The 15,748-nt window shown below is 57.9% G+C and carries 10 protein-coding genes and 1 tRNA gene; 2 read left to right on the top strand and 9 right to left on the bottom strand.

Annotation, left to right across the window (positions count from 1 at the left end):
- Window positions 1-11: 11 nt before the first annotated feature.
- The 4 genes from FHS27_RS14795 to FHS27_RS14780 form a co-directional block, all read right to left on the bottom strand.
- The gene (locus FHS27_RS14795) at window positions 12-2,303 is read right to left on the bottom strand and encodes an efflux RND transporter periplasmic adaptor subunit (RefSeq protein ID WP_184305694.1); all 2,292 of its coding nucleotides are present in this window, start codon (window positions 2,301-2,303) and stop codon (window positions 12-14) included.
- A 103-nt stretch (window positions 2,304-2,406) separates the two neighbouring features.
- Window positions 2,407-3,372, bottom strand: a complete 966-nt coding sequence (locus FHS27_RS14790) for an aminotransferase class IV (protein ID WP_184305693.1) — start codon at window positions 3,370-3,372, stop codon at window positions 2,407-2,409.
- A complete protein-coding gene (locus FHS27_RS14785; protein WP_009099058.1) occupies window positions 3,344-4,465 on the bottom strand; it encodes a fatty acid desaturase family protein in 1,122 nt (373 codons plus the stop codon). The genes FHS27_RS14790 and FHS27_RS14785 overlap by 29 nt, the downstream gene beginning before the upstream one ends.
- A gap of 469 nt (window positions 4,466-4,934) precedes the next feature.
- Window positions 4,935-5,008, bottom strand: a tRNA-Met gene (locus FHS27_RS14780).
- Between the two features lie 552 nt (window positions 5,009-5,560).
- Between FHS27_RS14780 and FHS27_RS14775 the strand changes: the two genes are divergently transcribed.
- Window positions 5,561-6,643 (top strand): beta-ketoacyl-ACP synthase III, encoded by a 1,083-nt coding sequence (locus FHS27_RS14775; protein ID WP_315854580.1) that lies wholly within the window; start codon window positions 5,561-5,563, stop codon window positions 6,641-6,643.
- Window positions 6,644-6,769: 126 nt separating this feature from the next.
- Here the strand turns inward: FHS27_RS14775 and FHS27_RS14770 are convergent, their stop codons facing one another.
- Entirely contained in the window at window positions 6,770-7,300 is a 531-nt protein-coding gene (locus FHS27_RS14770; protein WP_184305691.1) for a shikimate kinase, read from the bottom strand.
- A gap of 54 nt (window positions 7,301-7,354) precedes the next feature.
- Here FHS27_RS14770 and FHS27_RS14765 point away from each other — a divergent pair, with 54 nt between their 5' ends.
- Complete coding sequence (locus FHS27_RS14765) at window positions 7,355-8,746, top strand: hypothetical protein (RefSeq protein ID WP_184305690.1); 1,392 nt, start codon at window positions 7,355-7,357, stop codon at window positions 8,744-8,746.
- 72 nt (window positions 8,747-8,818) lie between these two features.
- Here the strand turns inward: FHS27_RS14765 and FHS27_RS14760 are convergent, their stop codons facing one another.
- The 4 genes from FHS27_RS14760 to FHS27_RS14745 form a co-directional block, all read right to left on the bottom strand.
- Complete coding sequence (locus FHS27_RS14760) at window positions 8,819-9,808, bottom strand: Rpn family recombination-promoting nuclease/putative transposase (protein WP_184305689.1); 990 nt, start codon at window positions 9,806-9,808, stop codon at window positions 8,819-8,821.
- Window positions 9,809-9,857: 49 nt separating this feature from the next.
- Window positions 9,858-11,231, bottom strand: a complete 1,374-nt coding sequence (locus FHS27_RS14755) for a hypothetical protein (RefSeq protein WP_184305688.1) — start codon at window positions 11,229-11,231, stop codon at window positions 9,858-9,860.
- A 171-nt stretch (window positions 11,232-11,402) separates the two neighbouring features.
- Window positions 11,403-13,514 (bottom strand): hypothetical protein, encoded by a 2,112-nt coding sequence (locus FHS27_RS14750; protein WP_184305687.1) that lies wholly within the window; start codon window positions 13,512-13,514, stop codon window positions 11,403-11,405.
- A gap of 71 nt (window positions 13,515-13,585) precedes the next feature.
- The gene (locus FHS27_RS14745) at window positions 13,586-15,712 is read right to left on the bottom strand and encodes a cytochrome c family protein (protein WP_246419812.1); all 2,127 of its coding nucleotides are present in this window, start codon (window positions 15,710-15,712) and stop codon (window positions 13,586-13,588) included.
- Window positions 15,713-15,748: the final 36 nt, after the last annotated feature.

Below are 15,748 nucleotides of genomic sequence, written 5' to 3'. Positions count from 1 at the left end.
ATCTCAATAACTCACCGGAAACGGAACAGAACATGACGATGCCACCACGCGACGAGACCGTCACTGAGTGAATCGATCAACCGGCGAGGCGGACACACGATCTTTGCGGTCACATCAATATCCCCACGAAATCCGTCTCGTTGCAGCGGGCCATCGGCATCCGATGCGACCGACGCAACCACGTCCACAACGTTCAAGGAATCGGCACGCCGACGGGCTACTCCGCCGATTTGCGAAACGGCCGCGTGATAAGTCTGGGTCGGCTGTGACGCGATCGCGAAACGCACCGGCAAGGAATCGCCCTGATGGTGCAACTTCATGATCTCACCGGCATTGGATTCCTCGAGTTTGAGATCGAGTTCCCATTGTCCGTCCGGTGCAACGAGCGCAAACAAACGATCGCCGCGACTGACAGGGCGCGACCTCAGTTTCTCGTCTAATCGCCACCCGACAACGACGCCCGCGATGGCTGCCCGAATCACGAGCTCTTCCTGCAACGCTTCATTGATCTCGATCCGTCGACCGATCGTACGGATCTCGCTCTCCAATGCCCCCTGCTCAAGTACGCTTTGGGCCACCTCACGTGGGCCGTCTTCGCCGGCCAGTCGCATCGCACGCAGTGAAGCGAGCTTTTCCGTGGCGGTGGCGAGTTGCCCGGCGAGCGATTGCGATTCACGAGCAATTTCGGAGTTTTCTAAACGCACTAAAACGTCGCCCTCCGCGACTTCCTGGCCATCGCGAACAAGAATTTCATCGACGACCCCATCGACCGGCGCGAACACCGCCTGACGTTCGACCGGACGAGCCACCCCCGTCGCCACAACCGTGTGATCGACGCGAATGAACCACGACGCGATGACAAGGCCCGCGACCAGAATCATCATCGCAAACATCCAATTTCGCACCGCCGCGCGAGACAACCCCGCGAGTGGCCGTCGTATCGGGAGAGCAAACACGTCGTCATATCGAAGCGAATTGCCGATCGCCGTTGCAGCTTCCTTTCCGATCTCGATCATCCCAGGCGTGATACCAGTCGGTACGCCGGAGAAGGTTTCCAACAACAAGATCGCCATCGGTGCGTCAGCGTTTTTTCGGTTTGTTGCCATGCCGAAAACGCTCGAGTCAACACTGGCATAGGCAACTTGGCTCGAATCAGACGCCGTCGCCGGATCAAAAATCGGTAGCACCGTGACACTGAGCACGCCAGACTCGTCGAGGTATTCTTCGAGAACATCGACAATTTGCGGTGGCAGGTCGCTTAGGTGACCAGCATGCTCTGCCGGCGTCCGAGTCACCGCCATAGCGTCGTTCTTAGAACTGTCACCGGGCACCTGCCGATTCTTCGGTTCGTGCGGTGGATTATCAACCGGGCATTCGCTCGGCGGAGGAAGAACGATCGGTTCCCCGATAATGGAAACCCGGTCAGCGAGCCGACTCATCGTACGGATCAACGGTGAGCGACGATCGACAACGGAGGAACCGCTGATTGCGGTGACTCGATATTTTCGACGATTTCCACGCCGAGGTCGAGCGATCAAAACCGCCGCGCGATCGCAGAGTAGTAGATGCGGTAACTCGGATGCGATCGTGTACGAGGTCGCGGTTGGGTCGAGCGATCCATGAAACCGACGAAGCGATGCGCGAACACGAACGTTTTGATCGAGACCAGACGAATCCATCAAGGCGGCAGATCGATCGTCCGCCTTTTTCAAATCCACCAGATTTCCCATTGCCGCCGGTGCGACGCGATCATGAGAATCGGTGTCTGTTGCGTCGCCTGCGTGATGGAAACGCGTCGCTCTCGCCGCACTGGAAACAGCCGTTAGCGTTCGCATCGCGGGCAACATCTCGGATGCGTTTCGCGGCCCGGACTCGATAACCAGCAGACTGCACCGGTGAGGAGCCGGAAACAGCTCGGTCGACATGCTGCCGCACACGATCGAATCTGTCCCCGCCATCACCATTCCGCCGGCAACCGGATCGCACGCGATGGTGCTGGACGAAACCGGGGCAACAGACGAATCCAACAGAGCGTGGACGTGATCGCGATCGATGCCTCCAGCGACCCGCTCGTCACGCACCAGCATTCGAGGTTGTGGCCACGGCGAATCGTGAACGGCGACCAACGCGGCCTGCAGGGACTCAACCAGAAAGGCGGCCACGCGTTGCAGGAATTCTTCTCGTCCGCCGGAAACGTCCGCCAAACGCTGCACTTCCGACGCAATGTTAATCGATCCAGCAGCAGCCGCGTCCACTGGCGCGGATTCGGCTCGTTTCGATTCGGGAGACGTGTGACTGGACATGGGCTCCAGGATACACGCGTCGCCCAAAAACTTCGCGAATTGTTTGGCGAAAACACCGAACCAGACAGGGTGGACTCAGCCTAAATCTGACGGTTTTGCGGGTTCATTGCCCCGACGGCATCGCGTTTTGCAATCTTCGCAAGACACTGCGGGCGTCCGGGCGATCGAACTCCCGAATATTCGCCACGGCACCGTCGCTCGATTGGTAAACGGCGTTTGCAAACCAAATCCCGGAATCGGTTCCCGTCAGAATCACCGTTTCGGCTCGGCGAATCATCTCCGTCGTCAGCGGACGCCGCCGCACCGAGATCCCCAACGACGCCGATATTGAAATCAGGTGCCCCTGCGTGATCCCGGGCAGCACTCGATCCTGCGGCGCGAGGAAGATCTCGTTGTCGATGACCAGCCCCAAATTCGCGATCCCCGACTCCGTCCAACTGCCGTCGGTGTCTTTCAGCACTCCGGTCGCGTCTTCAGCCGCCTGACGAGCGGCGCTGTCGGCGAGGAAATAGTGCAAACGACAACGGACTTTCGCCCGTCGCGGCCAACTCGCCTCGTCCGGTTGCACCACATCCGTCAACACGACGGGTTGCCCGTGTTTCATCCGAGAGCGAACCAACTGAGGGTCGATTCGATTGAGATGCACCGCCATCGATGGTCGTGCCCCGACTCGGTCTCCGGGCGTCACCCAAACCGTGATACCGATCTCACCTTCGGAATCGACCAGTTCCGCGTTGCGATCAAATAGTTCCTGGACCCGTTCACTCAGGGCCTCGCAGCTGAGCAGATGATCGTTTGCCGGTGCAATTCTTTCCGCAACACTACGTCCGACCCCGATCAACTCGAGCGTCTGATGCAAACGCGTCCAATGTTCGTCCATCAGAAACGGCTTCCGCGAGTACGTCCGCAATCGCTCGACGGCGGTTACGGATTGGCGAAAGCCGAGATCATCAATGGGCAATCGGATTTGATGATACGGCAACCATCCCTCTTGCCCTATTCGTTCACAAACGAAAAAGGCGTGATGGCTTTCGAAAGCGTTAGGACCCAACGGCGGTGGCTTTTTCATGGGACGCCATCATAGCACGCGGCCGTCTCGCTCCACGTGCCCGATCCCACAATTTCAGAATCGCCGACGTCAACGATACCTCCGACGTTTGGTGATAGATCGAATCGGCGGGCAAGCCTTCGGTCAATCGCCGATGGGCTTTCCCGAGGTTGTGATAGGGAAGACGCGGGAAAAGATGATGCAGCGCGTGATAGCGAGTGCCGATCGGGCCCCATAACTCGGTAAACCATGGACGCTCGGGAAAATTAACACTGTCGAGAAGTTGCTCCTCAAACGTCATTTCGCCACCGTCGTTGTTCCATCGGTGAGCGCCGAGGGTACGAAATTCATTCAACACGAGAATGCCAACACCGACGCTATAGGCGATCAGCCAAAACGGGTCGATCCAGCGGTCACGCATGATGCCGCCTCGGATTAGGAACCAAACGCACCACGCGAAGCACAACGCCTCTTGCATGATGACGATCCGCATCAATTTCGGCGACGCGTCAGGGCGCTCGTAAAAGGGGTCGACCAACATTGTTGACATGTGCCGATGAACGAACGGACGCAAACGTGGGAAAACCCAACACAGCGGACTGATCACGGCGAAACGCAACAGTGCGAGCAACGGTAGAAACAGAGCCTGCACGATGAATCCGACGATCAACCACGGACTGCGATGGCTCAGCGGCAGGTACTCGCCGTCATGATCGGTGCCGTAGTGCTTCCGCCGATGATGGTCGACGTGCGGGTAATAGAGGAACGACGGGACGAGGAAAAAAATCCCGCAGAGTGCGTTCCAAGCGACCCTAAAAAACGTGAATCCGTGTTCGGGCAAATGCACCAATTCGTGGATAAACATCAACGCTCGCATGTACAGCAGCACGGTGACGACATAACTGACACCGATCACCGCGATCACCCAAGGAGCGAACCCGTAGAAATACGGTGCCCAAAACATAGTGTGGAGGGTCAAGTGTCCGAGAATGATGGAGCACAAGAAATCGACCCAATAAATGGTTTGGTTGGGTCGTTGTAAATCCGAGATCAGTGATCGAGCTTCGGAAAACCGAAACGGGTGGCAGCTCGGTGCTTTTTCGGGATGGTTCATCTAATGAGTTCCGAGGTAAGCCGTGTCCAACGGCATTAAGATTCAATCGATCGAAGAGACACGCACCACCGCCAATTGGCCGAATCTCCAAAAAAAATCGACTCACGCGACAATGCACCAAAATAATCAGAATCGCGTCAAGATGAGCGCATGACCACTTCTTTTGGAGGAACACTAGTCGCCATGAGACGGTATTAACGGCTCGACGAGCGAGCTAACCGGAAAACACCGACAAACGCAACGGCGATGTCACGCCCGAATCCGGCCGCTGACAACACTCAGACGCGGAACAGAAGAGGCCGAAGAGTGCAGCGATACGGATCGGAGAAGTGGTGCGAGACCGCCGAGGGAACCGATCCCAATTTCGCGAGATCCAGGATTGGCGGGAGCCGGAAACACGGGCTCCTCAGATGGAAAGGCGTCTTTTCCTGAAGACGGCATCCGTTTTCGACCGGACGCGACGCCAAAATAGCGATGAGCGGACTCGAACCGCTGACCTAAGCCTTATGAAGACTCCGCTCTAACCGACTGAGCTACATCGCCTTGAAGATCACGAAAACGTAACCGAACGTCTCGCGGTCGCAAACCCGAGTGAGCACAAAAATGCCATTCAGGTTCGCCTGCGAAAACAGGTATCGTCTTCGAGAAGGCGGAAACTTACGACAATTCTTCGCATTTGAAAAGACGTCTCTTGGTCGACTTTTCAGATCGGGGGGCAATCCGATTTCGTCACCGGATTTTTCTCTGTGAGATGCCCGCTTGCTGTGTGCCCGGTCGCCGTGAGCCGCCGCGTTAGTGGACGCGGCAAACACCCAGCCAACGCTGTCACGCCCTCGCAGTGATGGCTCGGAATTGTAATCACAGATTCGCCGCGCTTCCCGGATCGGTGGATATGTCGTCGATCCGCCCGTTTATGTATATTCTGCCCCGAAAGCTTCGCGAAAGATTTTGCGACATTTTATCCCTGAAAACGAGGAAAGTTGGTTGCACACCGAACCGGCTAAAGAATCGCCCCAGACATCCGTCACATCGGCCAAGAACCAAACCTCCGGCGGCGTACCAGCGGACGGAAAGGGCGGCGCTGCGACGGGCGCCGTGCACGCCAAAGGAACGGTCACGGCCAAAGGGCGGTTCGGACGCGTCGGTGGAATTCGGATCGCGGGCACCGGATCGTACGTTCCCGAAAATTGTGTCACGAACGAAGACCTCGCGGCACTGGGATGCGACAGCGACTGGATCGTCCGCCGAACGGGAATCCGAGAACGTCGCCACGCCACCCCGGATCAGGCGACCAGCGACATGTGCTATGAAGCCGCCGTGCGATGCTTGCAAAATTCAGGCACGGACGTCGCGGATGTTGACCTGATCCTGGTCGCGACCATCACCCCCGACACGCCGACGCCGTCAACGGCCTGCCAAGTCCAAAGTCGATTGGGGGCCTCGGCTCCCGCGATGGATATCTCGGTTGCGTGCTCGGGGTATACCTTCGCGTTGGTCACCGCGGCACAGTTCATCGCGGCCGGCAACGCAAAGAACGCACTGGTGATTGGTGCGGACTTAATGAGCCGGACGATCGATCCCGAAGACAAAAAAACGTTCCCGCTCTTTGGCGACGCCGCCGCCGCGACACTGGTGACCGCCAGCGACGAGTTCGTGAACTTGGCCGACGAAGAAGACGCCAGCGGAACTGAGACAGTGGCGAAGGACTCGTGCGGCGACGGCATCATCGCCTACCAACTCGGCAGCGAAGGATGCTTCGGCGATTTGCTCTGCGTCCGCGCAGGCGGAAGTCGCCAACCGTTGACTCCGGAAGCGTATGCCGCCGGTGACCAATACATGAGAATGGACGGCCGCGCGGTCTTCAAATGGGCCGTCCGTGTTGTCGACGAAAGTGCCAAAGACGTGATGGCGCACGCGGACGTTTCACCAGACGATCTATCGCTGTTGATACTGCACCAAGCCAACCAACGAATCATCGATTCGGCCGTGTCAGACCTCGGTGTGGACGCCTCGAAAGTGTTCGTTAATCTCGATCGCTTCGGCAACACTTCCGCCGCGAGCATCCCGTTGGCCCTTGATGAAGCCGCCCAGGCGGGTCGCCTCAAACGTGGCGACCTTGTCTTGATGAGTGGCTTTGGTGCCGGGCTCGCTTGGGGAACCTTGATCCTGCGTTGGTAGGCTCGGGTTCGAGTTGATTGATGCCGGGCGACCTGAGAACGCCGGCCCACACTTCAAACGTTGAACCTTGATCGAAACTCCGAAATGGCGTCGATCGCGAGACGCTCGGCTACACGCCTGACGCCGTTATTCGACGTCCACGAACGCTTTGCTAATCTCCGCGACAATTTCTTCGATCGTACGGTGAGACGTCTCGACCCTCAGATCGGCGACTTCACGATAGAGCGGCTCACGCTTTGTCATCACGTCAATGATCTCTTCTGCGACGGGCCGTCCGGTCAATGACGGTCGACGCTCGCGAGTCGTTGCGTCGCCGGAAATTCGGTCCGCGATAATTCGGGGATCCGCGTCCAACCAAACACACCAACCGCTGATGCCGATCGTTTGTCGATTGAGCGGCCGCAAAATCGCACCTCCGCCGAGAGCAATCACGCGTTGAGGTTGAGCGGAGATTTCCTGGAGACATTGCGTTTCCCGGTCACGGAATCCAGCCTCGCCTTCGGATGCAAAGATCTCCGCAATCGTTGCTCCTGCCGTCTGTTCGATCACATGATCGAGGTCGCATACGGGCAGTGCGAGAGATTCACCCAAGAGTTTTGCGGCAGTACTCTTGCCGCACCCTCGATACCCGGTCAAATAGAGATGTGGTCGTTTCATAGTTCGAAACATTAGGCCATCGGATTATTTACGACAACAAGGGCGGTTAGCCAGATGAACGGTAAATTGATTTTGTTCGCGATCGCAGCGGTCGTATTCATTGCAATTGACAGCGTTCTGATGGGCGGAACTGACCGTCACGCTCAATCCGATTCTGGAAACCCTACCACCCACGCCTCACCGCCATCGGTCTCCCTCATCGCAGTCCAAGCCGTAGAAACGGTTGAGCCAGAAGTGCCAAGCGATGCTAGACCGGCAGTTTCCGATGAAGATATCCCCAAGGCCCTACAAGGCGATTTCAAGACCAGCGACATCGCGGCGGCAACCGCATGGGCCGAACAACTGCACCTCGCCGACTGGTTGGGACCGCTCGCTCCGCTGGCACTCTCGCCATTTTTCGGCGTCGCCTGTTTGTCGGGACTTGCACTCTGGGGACCGGACTGGATCACCGACAACGCATTGCTAAACAACTCCGGCCCGCTGTGCAACGTCCCGCTGTTCGTCGTCTTCGCCATCCTGGCGCTGCTGACCAGCCTCCCGCGACTATCCAAAGTGAGCAAACCGTTTGCCCAGGCGATGGATCGCGTGGAGGCCTACGCGGTCGTGATCATTTTGCTGGCCATCAAACTATCCGCCAACTACTCCGGCGGCGTTGACAACAGCATCGATTCAGCGATCGATGAAAGCATCCAGACGGCATCTCTTTCTAGCCCGATCGTTTTTGAAGCCGGCATTGTCAGCTTCACCGCCGAGACACTGCTGATGATCGCGATGGCGATCAATCTGCTGGTGATTAACAGCGTCAAGTTTTTCTTTGAGTTCTTAGTTTGGCTGACCCCATTTCCGACCGTCGATGCGATTTTTGAAATTTGCAACAAAGCGATCTGCGCCGGATTGATGGCGGTGTACGCATTCAGCCCAACACTCGCGACGGCGATCAATCTGTTCGTACTTTTGATCGCGCTTATCATTTTCCGTTGGACGGCACGGCGAGTGCGATTCTACCGAACCATGTTGCTCGATCCCGTGCTCGCTCGCTTGTGGCGATCATACGCAGTGCCCGGCCGAAACGGGCTCGTGGTGTTTCCGCAAGACGCCATCGGCCCGTTCCCCGCCAAGAGTTGCTTGCGGCTGGTGCGTGACGGATCGACTTGGTCGCTCGTGCCCGCGTCATCCTGGTCACCACTTTCCTGGATGCCGATCCCCGGTGGCGGAGGACGCCAAGGCGTGATGCTGTGCGACAAAACCCAGCCACGACTCGCCCCCGGATGGCTAACGCATACGGTCGAAATCCGACTCGCCGACGACGCGCCGGATTCAGACCAACGATGGACTCTCAAGACAAGCCGACGCCACGATCAGCACTTCAACGTCCTCGTCGAAACACTGTGCATCGAGATGGCGGACGAGACTCGCGAAAACGACAACAAAGTCGAGTTCGCCTAGTCGATCAACGGCGGACGGCTTGAGCACGCGGCGATTCGAATGAAGCTCGAACGACCGAACTCAGCCCGGCTTTTACGGCCGGTCGCGGAGTCGCTGCTGCAATAGGTCGACTCGAGCTTTTAGTTGTGCGACGTCCATATCCAATAACTCAGCATCCGTACTGACGGCATCCCCCAACAATCCCTGCAACGTCTGAATCGTCCCCGCCAGCTTCCCCTTCTCCATCCCTTCTTCACGGCCTTTTTCGCGACCTTCTTCACGGCCACGAATCAGCAGGCGGTCGGCGAGTGAACCGGGCTCGAATTGAGTGGGAAACACGCTGGCGACGGTTTGCTTGTATTGTTGATCGTCAATATTCTTGTTGACTGCCATGACATAAACTCCAATCGCCGTGATCCAGTCCTGAAGCTGACCGCTCGCGGCAAAACGGCCGAAAACCTCCAATATCTCATGAAGGTGCAGAATCAAGTCGTTGCTCCGACTGTATTTTAGCAGCCGCAGCGAACTACGCAAAATGGGATCGCCATCGATTTCGTCATCAGGCACTCGGTTGAGATCCAAAAGCGAAAATTCGAAGCTTGCCTGGTAAGGCACCAACGCCTCTGGCCCTTCGATCAGATCCGCCAATTTTCTCGCTGCGGTCCATCCGATCTCGCCATGGTAGATCACCAACGGGATTACAGGCGTCAGCGGCAGGGCTTCGCGTCGACGCTTTTCCCAAATCCGAACGATATACGACAGTAACTGCAGCACCGTCGCTGAATCCGATTGGCTCTTGTGCTCGAACAAAAAGTAAACGTTCGCACGTCGCGATTCATCGCCCGAGATCTGTTCATCCGCACCCTCGGTCGAATCTGCCAACTCAACCGAGAACAACAGATCCGAATACTTCTCTCGCAAATCGGGATCGACAAAACTCCCCGTCTCCACCCGGAGCGTGTCGAGCCTCAACGCCCGTAACGCTTTTGCGTCGAGCTGCGACTCGATCAGACTCCTCGCACTCGGAATGTGCGAAAGTGCAAAATGAAAGAAGTTGTTATGCGGGGTCGGCAGCTGATCCATAATGCAACAGTGTAGCAGCGCCGCATTTGCGGCAATGCAGCGAACCTGGTTATCGCGGTTGCGAAATTGGCTCGCTCTGATCTCGCCATGGCTGAAGCCGACCGATTCGTGCGGCGGGCTCCGCATTCTCGTCCATGGGCGTCTGAGGATGCACCGAACCCGGAAGAGCGTGTCGCGGCGGACGCAGGATTTCTAACAATCCGGTCGTCTGGTGAGAGATCGGTATCGTCACGCTGTGCGCCGGAGCGATCAACCGAGCGAGATTCGTTGCAGGAAGCCATCCCCCTCGCGACAACACGATCGGCTGACCACCTGCGGAAACTACAACATCGGAAGGCAACCACTGTCGCCCCGAAAGCTCGCGACAAACGCCTTCCACTTTCAACTGAGCGGCATAGAGATCGAATCGCAACGCGAGTGCATCGAACGCAAAATCATCTTGGATCGGAACGGTCAACTCACATCCCAAATCTTCCGCGAGCCGGGGAAGTATCGACGCCGACATCCATCCTTCATTAACAATGAGTTGGCCGGCCACGTTCACCGATCCGTCGCGTTCGAGCTGACAACGATCAATCGCAACATCGCCACGTCCGGTAACCCGATGCGGCAACTCCTGAGTCAATTGGGCGAGATCAACGTTTCGAAAATGCCCTGTCGTGCTAATCGACCAAGCGTCCGCGGCAACGCCATCCTGCCGCGATGCAGAGAACGTTCCGTCAAACGTCGCGTCGGCGCCGAGACGGCTCACGAACGGGTAGTAGTCCGCCATCACCGCCAACGGCATTCGCATCTCGCCGGTCTGCAGCGACCATGAAGTCATCGGCGGTGAGACCGAACGATCACGCGTGACTTCGATTTGCACACCCTCGCTGTCGGGTCGTTGCCCAGCGGGGATGCATCGCACCGTCGCCCAAACAACGTCATCTCGCGTCTCCAAGTACGCATCAAAATCCTGCAACGTCTGTGCCGTCGACTGCCCACGCAGCGTGACGTCGTCAGCCGCGATCCGTACGGGGACACGGGTTTGATCCGGCCGACACAGGAAACGATGGTGCACCAACGTGGCGACTTGGTCGAGCGTCTCGACACGAATTTCCGGCTGGCTCAGCCGAATAACGGTGCTGTCACTTTGCGAAATCCAGCACACTGTTCGGACGGTTGCCACCGTGCGGAGCGTTTCGGGGTCGGCCAACCGCACATCGGATAGCCTCCACGTCGACGGATCCGCTCGTTCGAAATCGCCTATTTCAACATGCAGCCCCGTCAGCAAAGCCACGTGATCCTCGAGGGCATGACGGGCTCGGTTGTCATACCAGGGCGTCCACGTGACCAAAATCGCGAACATTGTTAGGACGGTCGGCACGGCGCAGCAGCCAACGAACAGCCATCGAGCGATCGCCCGCGTGGTTCGTTCGTGCATAGCAGGTGCGTCCTGAACGGGAAAAAAATGAGAACGGCTGGTCCGAAAACTACCGAATTTCCCGGTTCGAGCGGAAGTGAAGTCGTCGTGAATTTTGGCGGCGAAACCCGCGTTTTAACGCTGAAAGCTCGTTTTCGACGCATTTGTGCCCGCGTCGACGCTCTCCCGGCCTCAGAATTTCCAGCGATATTCCATCCGAGTCCCGTAGACATTAGGCAAATCGCCCCGCCAGCCGTGCATGACGTCGAAACGCAGCAACGTCGCATTCGAAACCGGAAACTGATAACGAGCCCCCAATCCGAACTGGTCACCGTCGACACCCGGGTTCAGGTTGCCGTGCTCAGTCAGGTACGACGCCTCGATAAGCAATTGCCGGTCGAGTTGGTTGCCGATCAAATCGACGCCAATCGAACCACCCGCGGTGTCAGCCCCGGTCGGATCGAGAGTCGCGAGCCCGTTCAACCCGTCGGTGTCGAAGTTGATCCCGGTATTCCGCAAAATCCCGCCGCTGTTCGCCGCCCGGGCCACCGATTGCGGGCGTCCCCAACCGTAAAAGAAGTTGGCATACGGAACCACGGTAAGCGGTGCCGACGTGATCCAACTGTTTTCGACCAATAACAGTCCGCCATCGGCCGTTCGGTCATCTTTGGCGAGATCCTGGCCACTGTTCACAATCACGCGCACCGAATTGCTGATGCGGTCAAAGTACCGCCGCGTGAAACTAGCCGTCATGTTGTGGTAGCTCTTCGCGGCATTGTTCCGGTCTCGAACGAAAGCGTAACCGGTTTCGATGTAGCCTCCGTAGGCCTCAATGAACCATGCGTTACCGAACGCCTGCGCGGCATGCCCGTCTGTTCCGAAGGCAGCACTGTTGATTTGGTCCACTGCCGCAAAGAAAGTCACATCGTAGTTCGCCCAATTCAGCAACCGACTATGCCGCGCCGGTAACGCGAACGCGGCACCGGTCACCGCGTCTTCCATCCAAATGCCGTTTTGGAACAACAACGGAACGAGTCCAACCGTGAACGGCAACTCCATCGGCGACGATTGATCATGGAAACCGCCCCACATCGCACCAAGGTCACCTTCAAAGAACGCCGTGACGAAGTTCGGGTTGATGACGCTTTGATAATCGATTTCGCCGTCCTTGAGTTGGATGCCGGAGACTTTCCCGGCGCGATCCAGCGGCCCGATGAAGCCATGGAAACGTTCCGTGTCAGTGATCCGCAAATCCATGTCGAGATTCAAACGCGTTGACCAGTTGTCGGTACGTCCGGCGGCATTGCGTCCCGCCGAGATCCCTGTTCGGTAGTCTCCGTACAGATAGAACTGAGGGCGGACCATGTTGTAAGGCCCGAACCAGTCGCGTCCGCGTGGTGTGATTCCGTCGCCATAAAACAACCGCCCCCATTCGATCCATGGTGCCTGCGTCGGCACGGCGGCTTTGGAGTCGTAAATCCATTGAGCCGCGTAAGGGTTGTTGTATTCCGTTCCGCCAGGCAACGGCGTAGCGGAAAAATCGTTGAGCGTGCAATCGAGTTGGCGGGCGATCGGCGACATGCCGGCCGACGCGATAAAATCACGCGGCGACTCTTCCTCCGCAGCCAGATCACCGATCGGCGGCAAACGGCGGGGCAGCCCCACCAAGGTTTCATCGTCGACGTTCGGTGAGTCTTCTGTGGCGGGCGATTCCATGGAGAACAATTCGCTCGATTGTTCCACCTCGTCATTGAAACCTTGCGAAAGAATATCGTCCGCGTCGGTTTCCGCCGCCGGTTCCAACATCGGTAAACGTCGAGGCCGTGCCATCGCGACCTGAGCATGTGGCTCCGATGGCGGATTCGGAACCGGAAGCCCCAACCAATCGGGGTCAGACATGGTTTCCGTGGCACGCAGATCAAACTGCATCCCATTTTTCATTTCAACCTTCGCGACGATCGGCGCCGGCGTCGGCTGCCGGACGAAGTGACCAGGACGCCGGCCAAAATCTCCCGGCGCAGTATTGGGGGCAATCACCGCGGCACGCGCGGTGGTCGGTTGCTGCAGAGAGCCTTCCAACACCGAGTGAGTCGCCGCGAACGCGTCCATCGGCGGCAACGGACGTGGTCGCAAACCTGCCGACGCGAACGAACGCGAGGGCAATTGAGTCGGTAACGGAACGCTTAACCAATCCACGTGCGACGGCGTGAGCGTCGACACCGCGTCGATTTGGGACATATCGATAATTGGGTCGATCGCATTTGCCATTCCGCACGGAACAGCGATCAAGCTCGCGATGATCATTGACCTAAGCAATCGACGGCGGGGTGATACCGTGGGGCGTTTACTGTCGGTTGGGTGATGGTTCAACATAACTATCGAACCTCAAAAGTAATGCTGGATCGGCAGATGTCGATCATGTTCTCGTTCATTCGCCGCATCATGTCCGGTGTCGCACCGACCAACTTCATCAAATACATCGGTTCGGTTCGGCTTCGCACCCGAACGCTGAGTCGATACGTTCCCGGCATGCAGAACGCGGACGCCGGGATCGTGTACTTGGCAATTCGATGGTCGAGCGGCGCGATGCTGTGTGCTTCCATCCGGATCAACGGCGGGTGATTCAAAACACTGACCGGAACCGCTCCGGGACGCAAGAACACGAGTTGATCGAGACTGAAGTTCAGCGGCAACGCGGCCTCGCGGTCCGTTCCGCGAACGTTGTTGATCAAGAACTTCGTTTGCAAATTAAACAAGTTCTTGTCTCGTGGGACGCGGCCTTCCGCCACGTCGACGCTATGCATGTCGGCGAGGTCCGCATTGGAGTCGAGGTAGCCGGTTTCCCAAACTCGTCTGCCGGTCGGATCGATCAAGGCCGCGTTGAGCCACAGTTGCGGCTGAGCCCCGAGTGAACCGGTCGGCAAGTTATGTCCGTCGCTGGCATTGTCGACCCGATAGCCGATCTTCAACGGCCGTCCGAGTTGCGGGGTCGTGTAGAACACCGGATCGCTCACGTGAGCGGCGGACTCGAGCGTCATCGCCGAGACGCCACGTTTGGCGTGCACTTTGGCAAGGTTCTCGTCGATGATCTTTCTCGCATCGATCCGGTCATCGGCTTCCGTCCACGGTTCGGGGAAAACCATTCCGGGTGGAACGTGATCCTCGAACGCTTTCGTGCCCCATCCTGCGCGGTCATCGAACGTCAACCATTGTCGCGGCGAATACTTTTTTGCTTTCGGATGATGCGGGAAAATTCCCGGGTGAGCGATCGAGTAGCCCGGCCCCCAAAACGTATGATTCGAATGCTTCTTCGGTTCCCCGTAGGGTTTGCCGGACAGTTCGGCGACGTGACAATGCTCGTACCCGAGATCCTTACCTGGGACCGCGCCCATGTGGCAATCTTGGCACGTGGCACCGCGTTTCGCCGCCGGACCGGCACGGTATTGTCCGTGCACAACTTCCAACCAAATGCCGGGATGCACGGCAACTTGGTGACAGGAAACACAAATGTCGGTCTTGGTCAGCGGCTCAAAGAAGAACGAACCGTTGTGAATCTTTTGCCCCGGCCCCGTTTGAGAGGCGTCCGTTTTCAGTTTGTGTTTTTTCGCTTCGGCGAGCGCCGCGTAGAGTGCTTGGCCATTGCCCCCGCGTCCTACCGGAGCATGAATGTCGCCGGGTTCAATACGACGGTCACCGTTGCTGCGTCCGTAGTGTTCGTTGATGCGGTGACACGCGATGCATGTGACGCCTTCCCGCGCGACGGCAGGTTGGTCGAGCATGCTGACCGTTCGCGGGATTTCCAATTGCGTCGCGACAGGCGAGTGGCATCGCATGCAAAATGATCCCACGGTCCCCTGCGTCAGTTCCGTCATCGTCTGCTCGAAACGATGAAACATCGGCGAAACCGACGCGTACGCGTGGCTGCTGACGCTCCACTCGTCGTAATGCTTCGGATGACACGCGCGGCAAGATTCAGCCGACGGATAGATATCTTCGGTCCACAATCCGACGTGAGGGTCCGTCGCGTTGTCCTGCTTATCGGCCGACTTCGCATCAGCGGGCTTGATCTTGGTTTTCGCACCGAGCCCTGCGAGAGGATCGACGTCGTCGCTCTTTTGGCCGAGACCGTTGAGTGCATCGCTCCCGCCGAGCAGATCGTTCCCACCGAGGAGATCATCGCCGCTGAGCAAGTCGTTACCGCCGAGAAGATCATCCCCGGATGGCTCGTTGCTTCCGCCGAGCAGGTCGTCGCCGCCTAGCAAATCATCGCCGCCGTGGAGCTCATCGCTCGAACTGCTTAGTAAGTCCTCATCGGAATCTCCACCGACGGGAGTGCTCGCGAACCGCCCCGATGCGCCGAGACGCGTGGGGCGAGCGGGCCCGTTGACGCCGTACGGACCAGTCGCCTCGACCGGCGCCGCCTGCCAGACGAATGCCGTCCCGAGCAGACACAGCACTGCAAACAGAAGTATTCCGCCGAGTTTCATGTGTGGTTGTTTCATGGGAGCGTGCCGGACGATTGCATTTATCTGCGTTTT

Source organism: Aporhodopirellula rubra (assembly GCF_014192335.1).
Classification (GTDB): Bacteria; Planctomycetota; Planctomycetia; order Pirellulales; family Pirellulaceae; genus Rhodopirellula; species Rhodopirellula rubra.
This window is presented reverse-complemented; position numbering and strand designations above follow the sequence as displayed.